A 22,355-nucleotide genomic window follows, 5' to 3' on the forward strand; every position below is an offset into this window, starting at 1 on the left:
GATTCCAGGCTGGGCCAAGGATTAGAACGTTTTCCCCGGCTTCCCCAGGCCCTATTACGGCTGTTTTATTAGTTCTTTTCTAAGAACAAAACCAATTCACTAGAAGAGAAGGTGGAACGCGTTGCAGATTCAGGCACCGTGTGGAAGCTTGGTATCGCTCGAGGCGGCATCGGATGAAATTGGTTTGCAGCCAAGCGGAGCTCAACGGCAGCCTGCAGTTGGTCAGTCGCGCCATTGCAGGGCGCCCCACTCACCCGGTGTTGGCCAACGTGTTGGTCACCGCGGATGCCGCTGCTGGCCGCATCAGCCTCACGGGCTTTGATTTGAGCCTGGGGATTCAGACGAGCTTTGCCGCTGTTGTCGAATCCAGTGGCGCCATCACCCTGCCCGCCAAGCTGTTCACCGATATCGTCAGCCGCCTACCAGCCGATGGTCCGCTGACCCTGGCTTGCCCCGAAGGTGAGGAGCAGACCGAGCTTTCGGCTCTCACCGGCAGCTATCAAATGCGTGGCTTATCGGCGGAGGATTTCCCCGATTTGCCTTTGGCTCAAAACGGGCAGCCCCTGCTGCTCAGTGGAGAAGCCTTCGCCGAAGGCCTACGCAGCACCTTGTTCGCCAGCAGTGGTGATGAGTCCAAGCAAATCCTCACCGGCATTCATCTGAAGGTGGAAGACGGTGGTTTGGAGTTTGCGGCAACCGATGGTCACCGTTTGGCCGTGCGCCGCAATGGGGCTGGCGGTCAAGAGGGTGCTGAATCCTTTGCCGTCACCGTGCCGGCACGGTCGTTGCGTGAGTTGGAGCGGCTGCTGTCTGCCCGCCCCTCGGAAGAATCAATCAGCCTGTTCTGTGATCGCGGCCAGGTGGTGTTTTTGTGGGCTGATCAAGTGCTCACCAGTCGCACCCTGGAGGGCACTTACCCCAATTACGGCCAGCTGATCCCTGAGAGCTTTGCTCGCACCATCGGCCTGGAGCGCAAGCCGTTCATTGCCGCCCTGGAACGCATTGCGGTGCTGGCTGATCAACACAACAACGTGGTCAAACTCACCGCTGATCCAGCCACTGGTCAGCTGCAGCTCAGTGCTGATGCGTTGGATGTGGGCAGTGGTTCGGAATCCCTGGCGGCTCAAATCAATGGCGAGGAGATCGCCATGGCCTTCAACGTGCGTTACCTGCTGGAAGGGCTTAAAGCCATGGCCGATGCAACCGTGCGCCTCAACCTCAACAGCCCCACCAGTCCGGCTGTGCTGTCCGCTGATGAAGATGGCGAGGCCGGTTTCACGTATCTGGTGATGCCCGTTCAGATCCGGAGCTGAATGCCGCTTCCCCGCCAGATCTTGATCAGTGAGCTGTTGCGCTCACGCTTGCGGGATGAGTTGGGGCAAGACCTGGGTGTTGGTCATCAGGTCTGGATGCATCCCCCGTGCCATCGCTTGCTGGGCTGGAGTTCGCGTCCGTCGGCCTTTGGCCCGCGGCGCTCGGTGTGGCGTCTCGATCAACTGGTGGATTGGTTGGAGGGGCAAGTGGAGGTGGAGGGAGAGCCCGCCGACACCGAACAGCCCACCTTGGATTTGCTGCCCACCTTGATGGAGGCCACCCTGCTGGGTCAGCAGCAGCAGCCCCTAGGCCGTCTGGTGGATGCGGTGGTTGATGTGCAGAGCGGACGCATCAATCACTACCTGGTGGCCCGAAGTGATCCCCGTTTGCCTGGCAGTAGCCGGTGGCGGTTGGAACCCGATCGCTTGATCGATCAACAGCCGGGGCAAGTGCAGGCTGCCTTGCAGGAGCTCGATGATCTCCCCTTGGATCGCGCCAGCATCCGTCAGCAGATGCTGCGCCGTAGCCGTCAAATTCGCGATCAAGTTCCCGACTCTTTTGATGACTTCGAGGGGCGCTTGCGTTCCTTTGGCCAGCGCCTCTGGGATGGCGGTGAGGATCTAATCGAGCGTTGGCGCGATGAGGAACCGCCCGTTGATGAGCGCCGCAGCCGTCCGCGTAGCCGCGATTGGGATGATCCCGACGATGGCGAGGATCCTTGGATCTGAGCTCATTCAGACTGGAGGCTGTCTAGATGGCTCAGCGCCTTGGCTTCCACCCCTGCTTCCGGTGCCCCAGCCTTTGATCAAGCGCCGCCAGCCATTGCTGCGCAGGTCAAACAAGAGGGTCTGACACCAGAGGATTACAACGAGATCGTGCGGCGTCTGGGGCGTCACCCCAACCGAGCAGAGCTGGGCATGTTCGGGGTGATGTGGTCGGAGCATTGCTGTTACCGCAACTCCCGCCCGCTGCTGGGGCAATTCCCCACCGAGGGACCACGAATCTTGGTGGGTCCAGGGGAGAACGCTGGTGTTGTTGATCTGGGTGAAGGCCATCGTTTGGCCTTCAAGATCGAAAGCCACAACCACCCCTCAGCGGTGGAGCCCTTTCAAGGGGCGGCCACCGGCGTGGGCGGGATCCTGCGCGACATTTTCACCATGGGTGCTCGCCCCATGGCCCTGCTCAACGCTTTGCGGTTTGGGCCTCTCGAGGAGTCCCGTAATGCCGGCTTGATGGAGGGCGTGGTGGCTGGCATCGCCCACTACGGCAATTGCGTGGGTGTGCCCACCGTTGCTGGTGAAGTGGCCTTTGACCCCAGCTACAGCGGCAACCCCTTGGTCAATGCCATGGCCTTGGGCTTGATGGAGACCGAAACGATCGTGCGATCGGGGGCCTCCGGTGTGGGAAATCCTGTGGTGTATGTGGGCAGCACCACCGGCCGCGACGGCATGGGGGGCGCCAGCTTTGCGAGCGCTGAGCTCAGTGAGGACAGCCTCGACGACCGCCCGGCCGTGCAGGTGGGTGATCCCTTTTTGGAGAAGGGCTTGATCGAGGCCTGCCTCGAGGCTTTCCAAAGTGGTGATGTGGTGGCTGCCCAAGACATGGGTGCCGCCGGGCTGACCTGCAGTTGCGCGGAGATGGCCGCCAAGGGCGATCTCGGCATTGAGCTCGATCTCGACCGGGTTCCAGCCCGGGAAACCGGGATGACGGCCTACGAATTCCTGCTCTCGGAATCCCAGGAGCGGATGCTGTTTGTGGTGCAAGCAGGCCGCGAAGAACCTCTGATGCAGCGCTTCCGGCGCTGGGGGTTGCAGGCTGCTGTGGTCGGCCGGGTGTTGGAAGAACCGGTGGTGCGCGTGCTCCAGAACGGCGCGGTGGCTGCGGAGGTTCCCTCCCGGGCCCTGGCTGAAGACACGCCGATTAATCGCCGTGAACTGCTCAGCGAACCTCCCGCTGTGGTGCAACAGCACTGGCAGTGGCAGGAGACTTCATTGCCGGCGCTGGCTGCAGAGGCTGTGGAGCCCACCCTGCTGCAGCTTTTGGATGATCCAACCATTGCCAGCAAGCGCTGGGTGTGGCGTCAGTACGACCATCAAGTGCAGGCCAACACGGTGGTGAGACCGGGTGGCGCTGATGCTGCGGTGTTGCGGTTGCGCTCCCAGCAGGAGCATGACCCGCTGTCGTCGAACCAGCGGGGTGTGGCGGCCACCGTGGATTGCCCCAACCGTTGGGTCGCCCTCGATCCAGAGCGCGGTGGCATGGCTGCTGTGGCTGAAGCGGCCCGCAATCTCAGCTGCGTTGGCGCAGAACCGATTGCAGTCACTGACAACCTCAACTTCCCTTCGCCGGAAACGCCCACGGGCTATTGGCAGTTGGCTATGGCCTGCCGCGGCCTCTCGGAAGCCTGCCGGGTGCTGCAAACCCCGGTGACGGGAGGCAATGTCTCCCTCTACAACGACACCCGCCTGCCCGATGGCAGCATCCAACCAATCCAGCCCACACCGGTGGTGGGCATGGTTGGCCTGGTGGACAACATCAACACCTTGGTTGGCTTGGCTTGGCCCCAACCAGCACCGGGTGTTGCCGGGGATCACCTGGTGCTCTTGGGCTTGCCCCTGGACACACCCCAGGACGATGAACGGCTGGGTTTGGCGGGAAGCAGTTTTCTGCAGGTCTGCCATGGGCTGTGCACCGGACGGCCACCCCAGACGGATCTCGCGCTGGAGCAGCGGGTGCAGAAGGCCGTGCGCTCAGGGATTCGTGCTGGTCAGATCACTGCGGCCCACGATGTATCGGATGGGGGTTTGTTGGTGGCTGTGGCTGAAATGGCGATCGCTGCCGGTTGCGGCGTTCAACTGAGTGTCCCAAGTGCGGGACGCTTGGAGCGGTTGCTGTTTGCCGAAGGAGGGGCCCGCGTCGTGGTCAGCGTTCCTGAGGCCTCGTGGCCTGCGCTGCAAGCGGCGCTGCAGCAAGCGGGATGTCCGCTGCAGGCCTTGGGGCGTGTTCAGGCTGATCCTCAATTGCAGCTGCGCATTGGGGATCAAGACCTGCTGGACGTGGCGATCGATGCCTTGGCCCATGCCCACCAACAGGGCTTGCCGCGGCGTTTGGAGCAGCCGGCACTCGGGCACAATGGTTAACCAACCATGAAGGCCTCAGCTGCTGTGACCATTCAGTGGCCCGAACAATCCGGTGGGGCACCGGATCGGATGGAAGAGGCCTGTGGGGTCTTTGGCGTGTTGGCCTCTGGCCAGCAGGTCTCAAGCCTTTGTTATTTCGGGCTTTATGCCCTGCAGCACCGCGGCCAGGAAGCCGCTGGGATTGCTGTGTTTGAGGGCGATCGGGTTCGTCTTCACAAAGACATGGGCCTGGTGAGCCAGGTGTTTGATCAAGACGTGCTGGAGCGCATGCCCGGCGATTTAGCTGTCGGACATACCCGTTATTCCACAACCGGAAGTTCCCGGGTTTGCAACGCCCAGCCCCTGGTGTTGATGACCCGGTTGGGTCCCTTTGCCTTGGCCCACAACGGCAATTTGGTCAATGCCATGCAGCTGCGCGATCAGCTGCAACAGCAGGGTTGTCAGGCCACCGGCACCACCGATAGCGAGCTGATTGCGTTTGCTGTGCAGGCCCAGGTGGAGGCCGGTCTCGATTGGGATGAAGCGATCAAAGCGGCAGCCCGTCAGTGCCAAGGGGCCTTCAGCCTCGTGATCGGAACGCCTGATGCGCTCTATGGCCTGCGTGATGGCCATGGCTTGCGGCCCTTGGTGTTTGGTTCCCTGCCCGAGGCTGAGGTGGCCTCATGGGTGCTCAGCAGCGAATCCTGCGGCCTCGACATTGTTGGGGCCCGCTTCCACGACGATGTGGCCGCCGGCGAATTGGTGCGTTTCCACAGCGGTGAAGCCCAACCGTTCCGCAGCCGCTGGATTGAAGAAACCCCCAAGCTCTGTGTCTTTGAGCTGATCTACTTCGCGCGCCCCGACAGCCGCTTTTTTGGCGAATCCCTCTACAGCTACCGCAAGCGCATCGGCCAGCGGTTGGCCCAGGAGTCTCCGGTGGAAGCTGATCTCGTGATTGGTGTGCCCGATTCCGGGATCCCCGCGGCCATTGGTTACTCCCAAGCCAGTGGCATTCCCTTTGGCGATGGCTTGATCAAAAACCGCTATGTGGGCCGCACCTTCATTCAGCCCACCAAGGCGATGCGTGAGGCGGGCATTCGCGTCAAGCTCAACCCCTTGCCCGATGTTCTCGAGGGGCAGCGCATTGTTGTGATCGATGACTCGATCGTGCGGGGCACCACCAGCCGCAAGTTGGTGCAGGCTTTCCGTGATGCCGGTGCCAGTGAAGTGCACATGCGCATCAGTTCACCGCCCGTGACCCATCCATGCTTCTACGGAATCGACACCGATACCCAAGATCAGTTGATTGCTGCGCGCCTGGAGCTCGAGGAGATTGAAGCCCATCTCGGCGTGGATTCGCTGGCTTATCTCAGCCGTGAAGGCATGCTCCATTGCGCCCAAGAGCAAAGCGAGAATTTCTGCTCGGCTTGTTTTGACGGCAACTACCCGATTCCTGTGGAAGACGGCATGCGCAAGAGCAAGTTGATGCTGGAGCCAGCGGGGGTTGCGGCGGGTCTGAAGTCCTAGGTCGTTGCGTTAGCCGTCGATCAGGGGCAACAGCCGTTGCACGGTTTGGCCTTTGGGCAGCTTGAGCTGTTGACCAGTGCCGCGGCCATCTTCCACAGGCAGTGAGTCGCTGGCCAAACGCAGGCTGCCGGCTTGGGTTTCCACGCTGAGCCGCGCTGTGGTGCTGCGCAGATCGGTGAGGGCGTCGTTGCGCTGCTCAAAGCGCAGACCGATTTCACCAATGGCGCCCCGCTGGCAGCGGCGTAGATGGTCGATTCCGAGCCGTTTGAGCTGGCCCAGCTGGCTGATCAGCAGCACATCGCCTCCGGCGGCCACAGCCGCGGCTCCCACAATCGATTCGCCTGGCAGCAAGCGCATCAACACCGGACCCTGGGCCGTGCGTCCCATCACCGGGATGGTGCTGTCATCAACGGGCAGGCGCAGCATGCGGCCCGTGCTGCTGGCCACCGCTAGATCATCGCCAGGCCGGCACATCACAACCCGCTGCAGCTGCACGCCGTCCTTGAGCTTGAGCACGGTGGTGGCGCGTCCGGATAGCTCCCGGAGGTCTTGGCCAGCGAGGCGCTTGAAGCGGCCATCGCTGCTCAACAAACCAACGCTGAAGTCTTGATCGGCTGGGGGCACCACCAGCACATCCACCACCTGTTCAGCTTGGCCATCGACGCTGTCAGGCAAGAAGCGTTCCAAGGGGCCGGGCTGCTGGGCCGCAAATTCCCAACGCAGCGCCGCAACACGGCCACCGCTGGTGAAGGCCAGCAGTTGTGGTTCCGGTTGCACCGGCAGCAGCAACTTGGCGCTGCAGCCGTGATCGCCAAAGTCCAGGTCGTCGAGCAGGTGCAGCCGGCCCAGCACTTGGGGAGTTACCAGTCGCAGGATGCCGTCGCTTTGCCACAGCAGCTGTTGATCGTTGCTGACGTTGGCCAGCGCTTGCTTGCGCAGCATTTCAGTGTTGGGCCGCTGGGCTGCGGTGCGCTGCGCCACCAGCTCATCCCCCCCTTCTTGCAGCGCTGTCCGCCGTGGGGTGGCATAGCGCTTGCGCAAGTGCTTCAGCTCACTGACCAGCGTGTCGAGCAGCGATTTGCGGTCATCGAGCAGGTGACGCAGGCGGCTCTGCTCTTGACGTAATTCCTCCAATTCCTGGCGCAGGCTCTCCTGCTCGAGGCCAGTGAGGCGGCGCAGGGGCATGGCGAGAACGGCGTCGGCTTGCCGCTCGCTGATGTCGAGGTGCACCTGCAGGCTGGCTTTGGCGCTGGCGGCATCGCGGGCGTCCTGAATCATCTGGATCACCTTGGCCAGGTCATCGAGGGCTTTGATCAGACCCTCCACCACTTCCAGGCGTTCTTCGCAGCGGCGCAGGGCATAACGGGTGCGCCGCATCATCGTGAGTTCGCGGTACTCCAGGAACTGCTGGAGCATCTGGCGCAGGCTCAGCTGGATGGGTTGGCCATTGACTAGCGCCAGCAAGATGGCGCCGAAATTGTTTTGCAGGGCTGTGCGTTTGTGCAGCTGCGCCAGCACTTGTTCAGGGTTGGCATCGCGGCGGAGTTCCACGACCACCCGCATGCCGTCGCGATCACTTTCATCGCGGATGTCGGCGATGCCAGCGACTTTGCCGTCGTTGACCTGTTCCGCCAGTTTCTCAATCCAGCCGGCCTTGCTGAGTTGATAGGGCAGCTCGGTGATCACCACCGCATTGCGCTTGTGGCGTCCTTTACCGGGTTGCACCTCCTCGATATGGGCCACCCCCCGCATCGGGATGCTGCCGCGGCCATGGAGGTAGGTGTCGCGCAATCCACTGCCGGTGAGCACCACTCCACCGGTGGGGAAATCAGGCCCAGGCACCAGCTGCAGCAACTTCTCATCGCTGAGGTTGGGGTTGCGGATCAGGGCCACCAAGGCATCCACGATTTCGCCGAGGTTGTGGGGAGGAATGCTGGTGGCCATGCCCACAGCGATGCCCGTGCAGCCATTCAGGAGCAGGAAGGGCAGCTGCGCCGGCAGCACCGTGGGTTCCTGTTGGGAGCCGTCGAAGTTGGGGGCGAAGTCAACGGTGTCGCTGCCGATCTCTTCCAGCAGGGCTTGATGGGAGACCGGCGCTAAGCGGGTTTCGGTGTACCGCATTGCGGCCGGTGGATCGTCATCCACCGAGCCGAAGTTGCCATGACCATCCAGCAGCGGATTGCGGCAGCCGAATGTCTGCACCAGACGCACCAAGGCGTCGTAGACCGCCTGATCACCATGGGGGTGGTACTTGCCAAGCACGTCGCCCACCACACGGGCGCACTTGCGGTAAGGGCGATCTGGGGTCAGCCCCAGCTCGTGCATCGCAAACAGAATCCGCCGCTGAACTGGCTTGAGGCCGTCGCGAACATCCGGCAGCGCCCGCCCCACGATCACGCTCATCGCGTACTCGAGATACGAGCGCTGCATCTCCTGATGCAGGGAGATCGAAACGATGCGCTCGTCCGCCATGCGGCGTGAGTTCAGGGGCTAAGAGTGGCGCTCAGCCTACAGATGGCGTCTAGTTGCTTTGGAAGGTCGCCAACCCCTTGGCACGCTGCACAGCACCTTTGACTTGCTCATTTTCAAAGAGCTCTTGGGTGGCTGCAACGAGTTTTGTCCCCCACAGCTGATCCTCTTGAAAGGCGGCCAGAACGTAATCGGGCTGCTTGATCAGGGCTTGAACCGCTAGCCCCAGCGTGTCGGCTGAGTCATCGCCGTTGGCATAGAGAGCAGCGGCGAGCGCCAGCATTGGCTCGGCTTCGCCGTCACTCATTTCCACCGCTTGGCGCCAGCGATCGATGGCATCGTCACGCCGGTCCTCTTCAAATAAAACGATGCCTTGGTTGTTGACGGCTTCCCAAAAGTTCTGACGCAGTCCCGATGCTTTTTCAAAGGATTTCAAGGCCGCGCCCAAGTTGCCCTGCTTGATCTGGGCGTTGCCCAGATCGAAATATGCGCCAGGGTTTTTAGGGTCTAAGCGCAGACCTTCTTTCAGCAGTTGTTCGGCAGCGGCTGGCCGGTCATTGCGCAGGTTTAGGGAACCTTCGGCAAACCAAACCCCCGCGTTTTTGGGGTCGAGTTCTTTGGCGCGAGCCAGGGCTGCTTCTGCTTTGGCCGTCTGTTCGCTGCGGTTGTTCCCATCGGAGCTGCGTAGTTCGGCTTCCGCTAAGACCAGCCAAGCCCTTGGATCATCTGGAAGCAGTTGCACAGCCAAACGGCCCAAGCGCCGGGCTTCCGCGATCTGGCCGATCCTCAACAGCCCGGCCGCGGCTCCAGCAATGTTCACCCCCGCATCGTTGAGCTCTTCACTCGTGGGCACATAGACGTAGGGAACCAGGGCCCGTGCTGGCAGCGCGGGGGAGAGCAACGCCGCGGCGCAGAGAGCGGGCAGCCAACGACGCATTCCTGAGTCCCAAAGAGGGCTCAGCCTAGGTCTGCCAGATTGCGTCGCCACATCCAGGGTTTGATGCGCCGCAGGGCTGAGGCCTGTAAGCGTTCACTCCAAATGTCATCACTCCAGCTCGCCATTTCGTTGGCTGTGCTGCTCAAGATCCACTCCCTGGGTTGTACGGCTGGATCAGCACTGCTTTGGGCGTGATGCTGATTCCAGGGGCAAACCTCCTGACAGACATCACAACCAGCCACCCAGCCATGCAATGGCAGGGGCACTTGCTCATCGCGGTTCTCGATGGTGTGGAAGGCGATGCAGCGGCGGCTATCCACCACAAAGGGTTCCGTAATCGCCGCCGTGGGACAGGCCGGGAGGCAGCGCTGGCAATGGCCGCAGAGGGAGCGGGCTGGTTGATCGGCTGGAAGGCTGGCGGTGGTGAGCAGGTGGCCCAGCAGCAACCAGGAGCCATGGCTTGGGCTGATCAGATTGCCGTTTTTGCCAATCCAGCCCAAACCGGCTTCCTCAGCCCAGACCTTGTCCATCAGCGGCGCGCTATCGACGCAGGCGCGCCAGCGGCAGCTGGGCTGTTGCTCTTCCAGCCAGCGGCCCAGTCGCCTGAGCCGTTGATCCATCACCCGGTGGTAATCCCGGCCCCAGCCGTAACGCGCGATTTTTGGGCTTGCTGGCGTTTGCTGCTGATCGACGTAGTAGTTCAGTGCCACTGCCAGGACGCTTTGAACCCCTGGCAGCAGCAGCTCAATCGCCTGTCGGCGCGGGTCTTGCATCCAGGCCATGTCCGCCTGGTGGCCTGCGGCTAACCACCGCTGCAGCGCTGCGGTACGCATGGCGATTCGCTCACCGCTTGGCACCGCAGCGATGCCCGCGAGGGCAAAGCCCTGCTCCAAGGCCTGCTGTTTGAGGGCATCGGCCAGATCAGCAGGCACCCGTACAGTTGCGCCGCTGAAGCATTCTCCTGTGTCGGAACTCACCACCTCCCGTCTCTCCGGCCTGTTGCGCTGGATCGGTGGGGTTCTGGTCATCCTGCTGGGCTTTGAGCTCCTGGCGGTGCTCATGGCCAACGCCTGGGGTGAGGAGGCGTTTCATCAGTTGTTGGTGGACACGCTGCTCGCCCATGCACCGATGGCCCTGGTGGGCTTGTTGCTGATGTTGGTGGGCTCTCGGCTTGATTTCCCTGCCCAGGGCCGCAGCCCACTGCGGTGGACCGTTTTGGTGGTGGGGGCCTTGATGTCCCTGGCGCTGTTCGTGGCGATCCCTGTTCAGGTGGGGGGCAACCAACTGATCCAGTTGGAGGCGAATCGTTCTGTTGATCAAAAGCGCTCGGAATTCGAGCAAGCGCAGCAGGAGAGCCAGGATCCCAAGCTGATGGAGATGCTGCAGGCCCAGCTCGAGCAGGCCGGGCAGGTCTCTGCTGAGGCCAAGCCGGAAGACAAAAAAGCGCAGGTGCAAGCGCTGATTGATCAGCGCCTCGATCAGCTCAAGCAGCAGCAGGTGCAAGCCGAGCGCACCCGCGACCTCACCTTGGGCCAGCGCCGCTGGGGCGGAACGGCCGTGGCTCTGTTGTTGGCCCTGGCCAGCTTGGCGGTGGCTTTGGCCGCTGTGCTCTGAAGCGACTGTCCCGTCGCTAAGTTGCATAAGCGACATCCTTCGACCGGCCAGCCTTGGTTCAGTCCCGTTCTCGATCTGAACCGCCGGTCAACGTGCGGTTGCAGCAGGATCTGAAAAACGATCTGATCGCCGGCTTGCTGGTGGTCATTCCATTGGCCACCACCATCTGGTTGGCCACCTTGGTCACCCGTTTCGTGGTCAGTTTTCTGACCTCGGTTCCGAAGCAGTTCAACCCGTTCAACACCCTCAACCCGCTGTTGCAGGAGTTGATCAACCTGTCGGTGGGGCTGCTGGTCCCCCTGCTGGGAATCCTGTTGATCGGCTTGATGGCCCGCAACATCGTTGGCCGTTGGTTGTTGGATTTCGGTGAGGGCACCCTCGCCCGAATTCCCTTGGCTGGATCGGTTTACAAGACCCTCAAGCAGATTCTGGAAACTGTGCTGCGCGACAACAGCACACGGTTTCGGCGCGTTGTCTTGATCGAGTATCCCCGCGACGGGATTTATGCCCTTGGCTTTGTCACCGGCATGCTCAGCGCCGGCATGCAGGCTGGGTTCCCCCAACCGATGATCAGCGTCTTTATCCCCACAGCTCCGAACCCCACCACTGGTTGGTACAGCATCGTTCCAGAGGCGTCCGTGAAGGACCTGGACATGAGCGTGGAAGAGGCCTTCCGCACAATTATTTCCGCTGGCATCGTCAACCCCGACGAGCAGCCCAGCCCCAGCAATCGCAGCTTCTCGAGCCTGCTCGCTCAACTGCGGCCCACACCTCTTTCGGCTCCTCCCAAAGCCTGACCCATGCAGAACCGCACGATTGCCCGGGAGCTTGCCCTCTTGATCCTGGGGCAGCTTCAGGACCGCCATGCTCCCGAGGCCACGACAACTGAACAGCTCTTGGCCCAGGCCATGGCGTCATTGAACAGCCATCTGCGCGAGAGCTTGGATCAAGCGGCTGAAGAGCTGCAGCAAGCCCAACAAGCGCTGCTGGACAGTGAATTGGCCGAAGGCCAATTGCCCCAAGTCAGGGAGCATTTGCGCCAGGGGCTGGAGCGCTCAGAACAGGTCCTCAACCGCCTCTCTTCAAGCCTGGAATACCCGCGCCTGTTGCAGCTGGCTGATCAGCAGGATTTGCGGCATTGGGCGTTGTTGCGGGCCAAGGCTGTGGCTGAGGCTCAACCGCAGCTGGATCAAGGCATCGATGCGGTGATGGAAGGCTGGCGCTTGACCCGGTTGCCGAGGATTGATCAAGACATCCTGCGCTTGGCTGTGGTGGAAATTGATGAGTTCCAAACCCCAGCGGCTGTGGTCTGCAATGAAGCTGTGGAACTCGCCCATCGCTATAGCGATGAAGCCGGTCGCCGCATGATCAATGGGGTCTTGCGGCGCTACACCACGGCCGCGGCCCACTAGCCCATGGCTGAGTTCGATTGGTTTCAGCGGCAGGACGCCTCCGAGTCCTCCGATGCGCAGCAGCCCGACGATGCCCTCGATTGGGCCAAGCAGGCCTATGCCCGCCTGAAGGCCCAGCAGGAAGCTGAGAACTCAGCTGCCGCAGCTCCTTCAGCTGAACCAGCACCGGAACCCGCTCCAGTGTCTGAGCCAGAGGCCGCACCTGAGCAGCCGGAAGCCGCAGCTGCGGTTCCCGACTCTTCAGTGGCGGCTGAACCGGAACCCGAACCCGTGGCAGCGGTTCCAGAGCCTGCGCCGCAACCTGAGCCCGAGCCTGCTGTTCCATCAGCTTCGTCTTGGCTGGAGGCCGCGGCGGCACGCCGCCAAGAACGTCTTGAGCAGTTGGTGGAGGAAGAACCATCAGCGGAACCTGAACCCGAGTTGGTCCAGGTCAGTGAGCCTGAGGCCGAACCCAAGTTGGGCCAGCTTGATGAGGATTTCCTGTGGTCTGCGGAGGTGCTGGCCGCTCAGGGACGCCAGGCTGATCAGATTTCGCTGGAAGAGATCGATTGGCTGGGCCGCCTGCGGCGCGGCATGGAGAAGACCCGCCAGAACTTCGTCACCACCCTGCTGGAAAACCTTGGTGATGACCCGCTCTCGGAGGCCTCTCTCGATGACATCGAAACCCTGCTGCTGCAGGCCGATGTGGGAGTGGAAGCCACCGACCAGGTGCTGGATCTGTTGCGCCGCCGCATGAATGAAGCGGTGGTGGATGGCAGTGAAGCCATCAACTTGCTCAAGGATCAACTGCGCAATCTGCTGGATGCGCCGATCAAATCCATGGGCGCCAACCCTTTACTGGCACCCCAGAAGGGCCGTTTGAACATTTGGTTGATGGTTGGCGTCAATGGCGTCGGTAAGACCACCACGTTGGGCAAGCTCGCCAACTTGGCTGTTCGCAGTGGTTACAGCTGTTTGGTGGCTGCTGGCGACACCTTCCGTGCTGCAGCTGTTCAGCAGTTGCAGGTGTGGGCCGATCGCAGTGGCGTGCCGTTGGTGGCCAACCCTTCGGCGAATGCTGATCCCGCTGCTGTGGTGTTTGACGCCATCGGCGCGGCCCAGTCCAAAGACATTGAACTGCTGTTGGTGGACACCGCGGGTCGCTTGCAGACCAAAAACAACTTGATGGAAGAGCTGGCCAAGGTGCGGCGGATTGTCGACCGTTTGGCTCCCGATGCCGCTGTCGAATCGCTGTTGGTGCTGGATGCCAGCCAGGGTCAGAACGGTCTGCGTCAGGCAATGGCTTTCGCCAAGGCCGCTGGCCTCACCGGTGTTGTGCTCACCAAGCTCGATGGCACCGCCCGCGGTGGTGTGGCGTTTGCTGTGGCCTCCGAGAGCAACCTGCCGATCCGCTTCATCGGAGCGGGCGAAGGACTGCGCGATCTGCGGCCCTTCAACAGCTTTGAATTTGTGGAGGCCCTGCTGGCACGGGCTTAATTGCTAGGCCCTCGCTAGCTTGAGCTCCCCTGCGGCAGCCCCATGGGCGGTACGCCGCCTGCCCATCGCTCTCCTGCGGCGATCACGCCGGCAGCTTCGCTGCGCCAGCTGATCGACAGCCTCAACCGTGAACAGCGGCGCAATCAGGAGCTGTTGGCTTCGTTGGGGTTTGCCCTGCGCAGCTTCACCAACCTCAGCCGTTTTCTCGAGTTGGTGCCGTTGCTAACGGCGCGCTTGGTGGAAGCCGAAGGTGCTGTGTTGCTCACCTTCCGCAGTGATGGTGGTCTTTGGCGCGAGCAGCTGCATTGCTCGTCCCAGTCCCGGTGCGGCGAGTTGTTGCGGCAGTTGGCGGGGTTGCAAGACAGCGACCTCGATCGCGATGCCGGCGATGAAGCCATGGCCACCCGCCTGGATCAGTTGGTGCGCCGCCAGCTGGGCGATGTGCAGTTGTTTGGCACCTCCGTGGTGGCCAAGAACCGGCAACGCGGGCGGTTGTATGTCTTCAGTGGCGATCCCCAGTTCTCCTGGAGTGAAGTGCGCCGCCGTCATGTGCAGTTGGTGGCTGATCAAACCGCTGTGGCGATCGAGAACGAATTGCTGCTGGAGGAGATGCGGCGCCATGAGCGCCTCGATCAGCAGCTGAGCATCGGCGGTGAGATTCAGTCCCAGCTGCTGCCCAGCCGCTGCCCGGTGATTGAAGGGGTCGAGTTGGCTGCCCGCTGCCGGCCGGCGTTTCAAGTCGGTGGCGACTACTTCGACTTCATCCCGACCCGTCCTCAGCTGCTGGGCAAGCGCCGTGAGCAGGGTCGCTGGGCCTTGGTGATGGGTGATGTGATGGGCAAGGGCATCCCAGCAGGTCTGTTGATGACCCTGCTGCGGGGCATGTTGCGCGCTGAGGTGCTCACCGGCCTGCCGCCCGATCGAATCCTGCATGACCTCAATGAACTGGCTCAGGAGGATTTGGCGCAGTCCAACCGCTTTGTGACGCTCTTTTATTCCGAGTTGGATCCAGTCACGCGGGTGCTGCGTTTCAGCAATGCCGCCCACAACCCGCCGCTGATTTGGCGCCGCCAGCGCCACAGCGTTGAGCGCTTGGATGCTCCTGGATTGCTGATTGGCCTGCAGCCTGATGCCGACTACGGCTGCGAACAGGTGCAGTTGGAGCCTGGTGATGTGCTGCTTTATTACACCGATGGCGTCACTGAAGCCAGCGGCGTTGGTGGAGAGCGCTTTGATGAGGAACGGTTGATGCGGGCCTTGCTTGCCATCTGCAAAACCGTTCCTGATGCCCAGGGAATTCTTGATCAGTTGTTTGCGCGATTGGATCGCTTCGTCGGGCCCGGCCGGCAGCTGGAGGACGATGCCTCGATGGTGGTCTTGAAAGTCCGTGATGAGGTGGTTTTACCCACCCTTTAAGGTGTGCCGATGACCGTGAGCGACGGGGTTACAGGCGGTTCTGGCTCGGGCTGGAGCGATCGCTTTGAGGAGGGCTTGCACCCCAGCATTGAGCGGTTCAACGCCTCGATTGGCTTTGACATCACCCTGCTGCAGCAGGACCTCGATGGCTCGGTGGCCCACGCCCGAATGCTGGGCCGTTGCGACTTGATTAGCCCCCAGGAGAGTGAGCAGCTGATCGAAGGCCTTGAAACCATTCGGCAAGAAGCTGCTGCGGGTGATTTCAACCCAGGCCTGGAAGCCGAGGACGTTCATTTCGCAGTTGAGCGCCGCCTGATCGAATTGCTGGGGCCGCTCGGCAAAAAGCTGCACACCGGCCGCAGCCGCAATGACCAAGTTGGAACGGATCTGCGGCTCTGGTTGCGCCAGCAAATCGATGCCATCGATGCCGCTCTGTTGCGGTTTCAACGCGCGCTCTTTCGCCATGCCGAGGAGCACCTTCACACCCTGATTCCCGGTTACACCCATTTGCAGCGGGCCCAGCCGTTGTCCCTGGCCCACCATCTGCTGGCCTATGTCGAGATGGCTGGGCGTGATCGTCAACGCCTGCAGGATGTGCGCCGGCGGGTCAATTGTTGTCCTTTGGGAGCGGCGGCTTTGGCTGGTACGCCCCTACCGATCAACCGCCAACAGACGGCGGACGACTTGGGCTTTGAAGGCCTCTACGCCAACAGCTTGGATGCCGTCAGTGACCGCGACTTCGCCGTTGAGTTCAGTGCGGCGGCTTCGTTGGTGATGGTGCACCTCAGTCGCCTCAGTGAAGAGGTGATTTTTTGGGCCAGTGAGGAGTTCGCTTTTGTTCGGCTCACCGATCGCTGCGCCACGGGCAGCAGCTTGATGCCGCAGAAAAAGAATCCGGATGTGCCTGAGTTGGTGCGCGGTAAAACCGGCCGCGTCTTTGGACATCTGCAGGGGCTGCTGACGATGATCAAGGGCTTGCCGCTGGCTTACAACAAGGATTTTCAAGAAGACAAAGAAGCCCTGTTCGATGTCGTGCGCACCAGCTTGGATTGCTTGGAGGCCATGGCGATCTTGCTGGAAGAGGGCATTCGTTTCCGCCCTGAACGGCTTGAGCAGGCTGTGGCCAGCGACTTCTCCAATGCCACCGATGTGGCTGATTACCTGGTGGCCCGTGATGTGCCGTTCCGGGAGGCTTATCAACTGGTGGGTCGCTTGGTGAAGTTGTGCTTGGAGGAGGGAATCCTGCTCAGGGACTTACCGCTCAACCGCTGGCAGCAACTGCATCCAGGTTTTGAGCAAGACATTTATGACGCCATTGCTCCCCGGCAGGTGGTGGCTGCTCGGCTCAGTGAAGGCGGTACTGGATTTGCCCAGGTGGAGAAGCAGCTCCAACGCTGGCGCCCTGTTTTGGCTTGATGTCGTCACGATGACATCGGTCGTTAGGGGGTTGCGGGTCTAGATTTCCAATGTTTCCCCTTTGCGGGAATACCCCCCCCTGTTTCAGCGGTCCAATCGGTCCCTACGGCCAGTGAGCATTTTTGTCGGCAACCTCCCCTTCCGTGCGGAACAGGAGGACATCATTGAGTTGTTCGCCTCATTCGGTGAGGTGGCGAACTGTTCGCTTCCTTTGGAGCGTGACACCGGCCGTAAGCGTGGTTTCGCTTTCGTCGAGATGGCTGATGAGGCCACCGAAGAGCGTGCCATTGAAGGACTGCAGGGCACTGAGCTGATGGGCCGGCCCCTGCGCATCAACAAAGCAGAACCCCGCGGATCCCGTGGCGGCGGCGGCGGCGGCTACGGCGGCGGTGAGCGCGCTTCCGGTGCCCGTGGTTGGGAAGATCGCAGCTATGGCGGCGGTGGCGGCGGCGGTGAGCCCAGCCGCGACAGCTTTGATGAGGGCCGCAGCCGTCGTCGCCGTGGTGGCGGTGGCGGTGGTGAATCCTCCGGGGGAGACTGGGGCGATTACGGCGGCGCTGAGGGCTGAGCCTTAGAGCCCGCGTTCTTGTAGTTGCCGCATCGCTCGTTCCAGCACATCGGGGCGAGCCGAGCGATCACTGGCTTCAACACTGAGTTGACGGCGCCAATAGCGAGCGCCGCTGACGCCTTCGACCAGGTGCACCAGATGGCGAGCGATGGGCCAGAGCCGGCCGCCGCTGCTGCACCAGCGTTCGGCATGGGGAAGAACCCCTTGCAACACCTCTGATGCCTTGATGGGTGTGGCGTTGCTGTCGCCAAAGATCTCCTGATCCACCCGATTCCATTGCAGAGGGTGGGCGTAGGCGGCCCGGCCCACCATCACTCCATCAACGGCATGGAGTTGCTCTTGGCAGGCGCTCAGGCTTTCGAGGCCGCCATTGAGTTCAACAATCAACGCGGGTCTATCGCGCTTGAGGGCATGCACCAGGTCGTAGCGCAACGGCGGCACGGTGCGGTTCTGCTTGGGATCGAGTCCCTCAAGCCAGGCTTTACGGGCGTGCACGGCAAACCGCTGGCAACCGGCCGCGGCCACCGTGTCGACGAAGTCCAGCAATTCGTCGTAGCTATCGCGCTCATCAATGCCGATGCGGTGTTTCACCGTCACCGGTAGCCGGCAGGCTGCGCCCATGGCTTCAACGCAGCGGGCCACCTGCTGCGGCTCAGCCATCAGGCAGGCGCCGAATCGCCCCTTTTTCACCTTGGGGCTGGGGCAGCCCACATTCAGATTGATTTCGTCGTAGCCCCAGCGTTCAGCCAGTTCAGCGGCTTCCGCCAGTAGCGCCGGATCATCACCACCGAGCTGCAAGGCAATGGGCTTTTCCAGCGGATCAAAGCCCAGCAGGGTGTCCTGGCGGCCGTGATGCAGGGCCTGAGCCACCACCATTTCGGTGTAGAGCAGCGCATGGCGGCTCACCTGCCGCATCACCACCCGGAAGTGGCGATCGGTGTAATCCATCATCGGCGCCACGCTGAAGCGATAGGCCGGATGCGGTTGGGGGCTGGCGCTGGTGCTGCTCACTCCCCCATGCTGCAGTCAGACCTCCCCCGCCCCATGGCTCAGTGGCCCCGCCGATCGCTGTTGCAGGCAGCTGCTGCTGTCTTCGGATCTTTGTTTCGCCCTAAAGCGGCCCTGGCAGCCAGCGCTGCTGATCCAGCCTGGCAATTGAGCGATAAGCAATGGCGTGAGCGGTTGAGCCCAGAGGCCTTTCGGGTCCTGCGTCAGGAGGGCACCGAGCCGCCCTTCAGTAGCCCGTTGAATAACGAAAAGCGCCCAGGCACCTTCGTTTGTGCTGGTTGTCAGCAGCCCCTGTTTGCCAGCAGCACCAAGTTCGATAGCGGCACCGGTTGGCCCAGTTTTTGGCAGCCCCTGCCTGATGCGATCGACACCCAGGTCGACTTCCGCCTGATCATTCCCCGCACCGAATACCACTGCCGCCGCTGCGGTGGTCACCAGGGCCACGTCTTCAATGACGGACCGCGCCCCACCGGTCAGCGCTACTGCAACAACGGGGTGGCCTTGGCCTTTGTGCCGGATGCCTGAGGCGGGCTCGCCAGTGCCCTTGGTGGTGGCCGGTGGTGGGGCTGCTGGCTTCATGGCCGCGATCACTGCTGCTGAGGCTGGTGTGCCCCAGGTGCAGCTGTGGGAAGCCACTGCTGAGCCGTTGAGCAAGGTGCGCATCAGTGGCGGTGGCCGCTGCAATGTCACCCATGCTTGTTGGGACCCTCGGGAGTTGGTGGGCCATTACCCCCGCGGCAGCCGGCCCCTGCGCGGTCCATTCAGCCGTTTTGCCGCCGGTGATGCGGTCGCCTGGTTTGCCGATCGCGGCGTTGAGTTGGTGGAAGAGGCCGATGGGCGGATGTTTCCGGCCAGCAACCGCTCCAGCAGCGTGATTGAGGCGTTGCGCCAAGCAGCTCGCAGCGCAGGTGTGCAGCTGCTGCCCAAGCGCGCCTTGCAGGGGGTTCGGCCGATAGAGGGAGGTGGATTTGCGTTGCAAGCCCGCGGCGATTCCACCTCAGTGGTGGCGCAACGGTTGCTGCTGGCCACAGGCGGCCACCCCAGCGGGCGGCAATTGGCTCAGGCGTTGGGCCATCAGGTGGTGGCTCCAGTGCCCTCGCTGTTCACCTTGCGGGTGCAGGCCCCGTGGTTGAACGCCTTGGCTGGTTTGAGCCAAAGCCCGGTGGCTATGGAACTCAGCGTGGGGGAGGAGCGCTTCCGCCAGCAGGGCATCGTGCTACTCACCCATTGGGGCTTGAGTGGCCCAGGGGTGTTGCGGCTCACGGCCTTTGCAGCACGGGCTTTGCAGCAGCAGCGTTACCTGGCTGAGTTGCGGCTGAATTGGTGCGGTGGGGTGAACGTATCGGTTGTGCGCGATCAGTTGAGCCAGGCCCGTCAGGGTCTGGCTAAAAAGCAATTGGCCAATGGCCGCCCGGAACTGTTGATGCCGCTGCGGCGGCGGCTGTGGCTGGCGTTGCTTCAGCAGGCTGGTTTGGATCCAGCGCTGAGCTGGGCGGAACTGCCGCGCCGCGGTGAGCAGGCGTTGCTGGAATTGCTGGTGCGATGCCGCTTGCCAGTCACGGGCCGGGGTCCGTTTGGCGAGGAATTTGTCACCGCTGGTGGTGTGGAGCTCGGGGAAGTGAATTTGTCGTCGATGGAGAGCCGCTTGGTGGGCGGCCTCTATTTCGCTGGTGAACTGCTGGACATTGATGGCGTTACCGGTGGTTTCAACTTCCAGCACTGTTGGAGCAGTGGCTGGATCGCTGGTCAGGCGATTGCTATGGGCCTCACTTGATGTTCTCGAACACGCTGAACATCGGCAGATACATGGCCAGCAGGATCGATCCCACGATTCCCCCCACCACCACAATCATGGCCGGCTCCAACATGGCCGTCATGGCTTTGACGGTGGCAGCAATTTCGTCCTCGTAGAAGTCCGCCACCTTCGAGAGCATGGCGTCCACTTCGCCGCTTTCTTCGCCGATCAGCAGCATGCTCATGGCCATCGAAGGGAACACCTTGCGGCGAGCTAAGGCCAGGCTCAAGGTGCCGCCTTCTTGCACCTCAACCTTGGCGCTTTCGATGGCTTCGGCCAGCACCCGGTTGCCGACGGTGTCACGCACGATGTCGAGGGCCATCAAAATCGGCACCCCTGCTCGCGTTAGGGAGCTGAAGGTGCGGCAGAACTGGGCTGTTGCGGTTTTGCGAATCAGATCCCCAAACAGGGGCACCCGGAGCATCAGGCCATCCATGCGCCGGCGGCCAACCTTGGTGCCGTAGGCCCGCTTCAACACAAACAGCAGCAGCAGCAGTCCGCCGGCCAAATACAGCGAAAAGCTTGAGCGCAGCAGGGCGCTGAGGTTCACCATCAACTGGGTGAAGGCGGGCAGTTCAGCGCCGAGGTCTTCAAAGATCCCCGCAAAGGTGGGGATCAGGAAAATCGTCATGCCGAGGAACACGGCGATGGCAATTACCAGCACCGTCACCGGATAGCCCAGGGCCCCGCGGATCTGGTTCTGCAGCTTGGCGTTGTCTTCCAGCAGCTTGGCTAGGCGTTTGAGCACCTCCTCCAGCACGCCGCCGGCTTCCCCGGCTTCCACCATCGCCACACTGAGGGCATCGAACACCTGGGGCCAGCGGCGTAGGGCCGACCCCAGTGAGGAGCCTTGGTTCACATCCAGCGACAGGCGCTGCAGCGCCCGCTTGAACATCGGCAGCTTTTGCTGCTCCGCCAGGATTTCCAGGCTGCGCACGATCGGCACCCCGGCGCTCACCAGTGCTGCCATCTGACTGGCAAACACCGCTTTTTCTTTGACCCCTGGTGCTTTCTCCAGCGACAAGCTGAGGCCGCGCTGGACCTTCTCGCTGCTGCCGCTATCGGCTTTGAGGCTGAGGGCCAAGATGCCGCGCTTGCGCAGGTTGCGCTTGGCGCTGGCTAGATCAGCGGCTTTGAGCTTGAGGCTTTTCTCTTTGCCGCGCCGGTCTTTGTAGGTGGCGATGAAGGCTTGGACTGCCATCACGCCTCACCGAGCAACCGCATTAGTTCATCGGGTTTGCTGGCTTTGCTCAAGGCTTCACCCCGCTCCACTTGGCCGCCATCCACCAGGTTGGCCAGGGCGCGCTCGAGGGTTTGCATGCCGTATTGGCCGCCGGTTTGCAGCTGCGAATAGATCTGGGCCGTTTTGCCTTCGCGAATCAAGTTCGCCAGGGCCGGGGTGTTGACCATGATTTCTTGGGCCATCACGCGGCCAAAGGCGCCGGGAGGTGGATTGAGCCGGCGGCAGAGGGTTTGAGCAAACACGGCCACCAGGCTGCCGCTGAGTTGCACGCGGATCTGGGTTTGTTGCTCCGGTGGAAACACATCCACCATGCGATCCACCGTTTGCGCTGCTGAGCTGGTGTGCAGGGTGCCAAACACCAAATGGCCTGTTTCTGCGGCGGTGATGGCGAGCTGGATGGTTTCCAGATCACGCAGTTCCCCCACCAGGATCACGTCGGGGTCTTCCCGCAGGGCGGCCTTGAGGGCATTGGCAAAGCTGCGGGTGTCTTCACCGAGCTCACGCTGGTGAATCACGCTGCGCTCTGACTTGTACACAAACTCAATCGGGTCTTCCACCGTGAGGATGTGTTCGGCCCGCTGTTGGTTGATGTGGTTTAGCAGCGCCGCCAGGGTGGTGGTTTTGCCTGAGCCCGTGGGCCCGGTCACCAGCACCAACCCCCGCGGCCGCTCGCTGATCTCGCGCACGACATCAGGCAGGCCGAGTTGCTGAAGGCTGGGGATGCTGCTGCCCAGGGCCCGCAGGCAGGCGGCATAGCAACCCTTTTCCCGGTAGACGTTGACCCGAAAGCGGGCCACGCCTTTGAGCCCGTAGGAGCAGTCCAGCTCCCAGTTCTGCTCCAGCTGCTTGCGCTGGTTGTTGTTGAGCAGGCTGAAGATCAAGCGGTTGCAGCTTTCCTCGGCCAGCGGCGCTTCATGCATGGGCTTCAAGGCACCACTGAAGCGGCCATAAGGCGGCAATCCGGCGGAGAGGTGCAGATCGCTGCCCCCTTTCTCCACCAATTGCTCCATCAGGGTTTCGATCTGCAGCTCCATGGCTCGC

Annotated in this window: 19 protein-coding genes; 13 read left to right on the forward strand and 6 right to left on the reverse strand. The window is 62.1% G+C overall.

Features of this window, described 5'->3' with window-relative positions; all coding sequences use genetic code 11:
- The first annotated feature begins 173 nt into the window (after positions 1-173).
- From dnaN to purF, 4 genes are read left to right on the forward strand one after another with little or no spacing between them, the layout of a single operon-like run.
- Entirely contained in the window at positions 174-1,313 is a 1,140-nt protein-coding gene (gene dnaN / locus SynMINOS11_RS00005) for a DNA polymerase III subunit beta (RefSeq protein WP_186548970.1), read from the forward strand.
- Complete coding sequence (locus SynMINOS11_RS00010; RefSeq protein ID WP_011934420.1) at positions 1,314-2,042, forward strand: hypothetical protein; 729 nt, start codon at positions 1,314-1,316, stop codon at positions 2,040-2,042.
- Positions 2,043-2,081: 39 nt separating this feature from the next.
- Entirely contained in the window at positions 2,082-4,454 is a 2,373-nt protein-coding gene (gene purL, locus SynMINOS11_RS00015) for a phosphoribosylformylglycinamidine synthase subunit PurL (RefSeq protein WP_370586169.1), read from the forward strand.
- Between the two features lie 6 nt (positions 4,455-4,460).
- Complete coding sequence (purF, locus tag SynMINOS11_RS00020; protein ID WP_186548972.1) at positions 4,461-5,960, forward strand: amidophosphoribosyltransferase; 1,500 nt, start codon at positions 4,461-4,463, stop codon at positions 5,958-5,960.
- A 9-nt stretch (positions 5,961-5,969) separates the two neighbouring features.
- Here purF and SynMINOS11_RS00025 read toward each other — a convergent pair whose 3' ends face one another.
- The 3 genes from SynMINOS11_RS00025 to queG are packed head-to-tail and all read right to left on the reverse strand — an operon-like array spanning position 5,970 to position 10,346.
- A complete protein-coding gene (locus SynMINOS11_RS00025) occupies positions 5,970-8,432 on the reverse strand; it encodes a DNA gyrase/topoisomerase IV subunit A (protein ID WP_186548974.1) in 2,463 nt (820 codons plus the stop codon).
- 49 nt (positions 8,433-8,481) lie between these two features.
- The gene (locus tag SynMINOS11_RS00030; protein WP_186548975.1) at positions 8,482-9,366 is read right to left on the reverse strand and encodes a tetratricopeptide repeat protein; all 885 of its coding nucleotides are present in this window, start codon (positions 9,364-9,366) and stop codon (positions 8,482-8,484) included.
- Between the two features lie 20 nt (positions 9,367-9,386).
- Positions 9,387-10,346 (reverse strand): tRNA epoxyqueuosine(34) reductase QueG, encoded by a 960-nt coding sequence (queG, locus tag SynMINOS11_RS00035; protein WP_186548977.1) that lies wholly within the window; start codon positions 10,344-10,346, stop codon positions 9,387-9,389.
- On the opposite strand from queG, the gene SynMINOS11_RS00040 reads away from it, so the two are divergent.
- From SynMINOS11_RS00040 to SynMINOS11_RS00070, 7 genes are all read left to right on the forward strand, one after another.
- Positions 10,330-10,980 carry an HpsJ family protein gene (locus tag SynMINOS11_RS00040; protein WP_011934426.1) on the forward strand — a complete coding sequence of 217 codons (651 nt, stop codon included), beginning with the start codon at positions 10,330-10,332 and terminating at the stop codon, positions 10,978-10,980. The two genes, queG and SynMINOS11_RS00040, sit on opposite strands and share 17 nt — an antisense overlap.
- 53 nt (positions 10,981-11,033) lie before the next feature.
- Positions 11,034-11,777, forward strand: a complete 744-nt coding sequence (locus SynMINOS11_RS00045; RefSeq protein ID WP_011934427.1) for a DUF502 domain-containing protein — start codon at positions 11,034-11,036, stop codon at positions 11,775-11,777.
- Positions 11,778-11,780: 3 nt separating this feature from the next.
- On the forward strand, positions 11,781-12,392 hold the full coding sequence (gene nusB / locus SynMINOS11_RS00050; RefSeq protein ID WP_186548979.1) for a transcription antitermination factor NusB: 612 nt from the start codon (positions 11,781-11,783) through the stop codon (positions 12,390-12,392).
- 3 nt (positions 12,393-12,395) lie between these two features.
- Entirely contained in the window at positions 12,396-13,868 is a 1,473-nt protein-coding gene (gene ftsY, locus SynMINOS11_RS00055) for a signal recognition particle-docking protein FtsY (RefSeq protein ID WP_186548981.1), read from the forward strand.
- A 42-nt stretch (positions 13,869-13,910) separates the two neighbouring features.
- Positions 13,911-15,284 (forward strand): PP2C family protein-serine/threonine phosphatase, encoded by a 1,374-nt coding sequence (locus SynMINOS11_RS00060; protein WP_011934430.1) that lies wholly within the window; start codon positions 13,911-13,913, stop codon positions 15,282-15,284.
- Between the two features lie 9 nt (positions 15,285-15,293).
- Positions 15,294-16,700, forward strand: a complete 1,407-nt coding sequence (gene argH / locus SynMINOS11_RS00065) for an argininosuccinate lyase (protein WP_255445423.1) — start codon at positions 15,294-15,296, stop codon at positions 16,698-16,700.
- 112 nt (positions 16,701-16,812) lie between these two features.
- Entirely contained in the window at positions 16,813-17,268 is a 456-nt protein-coding gene (locus tag SynMINOS11_RS00070; RefSeq protein ID WP_186548983.1) for an RNA recognition motif domain-containing protein, read from the forward strand.
- Between the two features lie 3 nt (positions 17,269-17,271).
- Here the strand turns inward: SynMINOS11_RS00070 and dusA are convergent, their stop codons facing one another.
- Positions 17,272-18,279 carry a tRNA dihydrouridine(20/20a) synthase DusA gene (dusA, locus tag SynMINOS11_RS00075; RefSeq protein ID WP_186548985.1) on the reverse strand — a complete coding sequence of 336 codons (1,008 nt, stop codon included), beginning with the start codon at positions 18,277-18,279 and terminating at the stop codon, positions 17,272-17,274.
- 33 nt (positions 18,280-18,312) lie between these two features.
- Here dusA and msrB point away from each other — a divergent pair, with 33 nt between their 5' ends.
- Positions 18,313-18,801, forward strand: a complete 489-nt coding sequence (msrB, locus tag SynMINOS11_RS00080) for a peptide-methionine (R)-S-oxide reductase MsrB (protein ID WP_255445424.1) — start codon at positions 18,313-18,315, stop codon at positions 18,799-18,801.
- Entirely contained in the window at positions 18,794-20,050 is a 1,257-nt protein-coding gene (locus SynMINOS11_RS00085; protein ID WP_186548988.1) for an NAD(P)/FAD-dependent oxidoreductase, read from the forward strand. Before msrB ends, SynMINOS11_RS00085 begins: the two co-directional genes overlap by 8 nt.
- On the opposite strand, the gene SynMINOS11_RS00090 is transcribed toward SynMINOS11_RS00085, so the two are convergent.
- Entirely contained in the window at positions 20,043-21,272 is a 1,230-nt protein-coding gene (locus SynMINOS11_RS00090) for a type II secretion system F family protein (protein WP_186548990.1), read from the reverse strand. The genes SynMINOS11_RS00085 and SynMINOS11_RS00090 overlap by 8 nt on opposite strands.
- Positions 21,272-22,348 (reverse strand): type IV pilus twitching motility protein PilT, encoded by a 1,077-nt coding sequence (locus SynMINOS11_RS00095; RefSeq protein WP_043736353.1) that lies wholly within the window; start codon positions 22,346-22,348, stop codon positions 21,272-21,274. Before SynMINOS11_RS00095 ends, SynMINOS11_RS00090 begins: the two co-directional genes overlap by 1 nt.
- Positions 22,349-22,355 lie beyond the last annotated feature (7 nt).

The organism is Synechococcus sp. Minos11 (genome assembly GCF_014279855.1).
In the GTDB taxonomy this organism is placed as follows: domain Bacteria; phylum Cyanobacteriota; class Cyanobacteriia; order PCC-6307; family Cyanobiaceae; genus RCC307.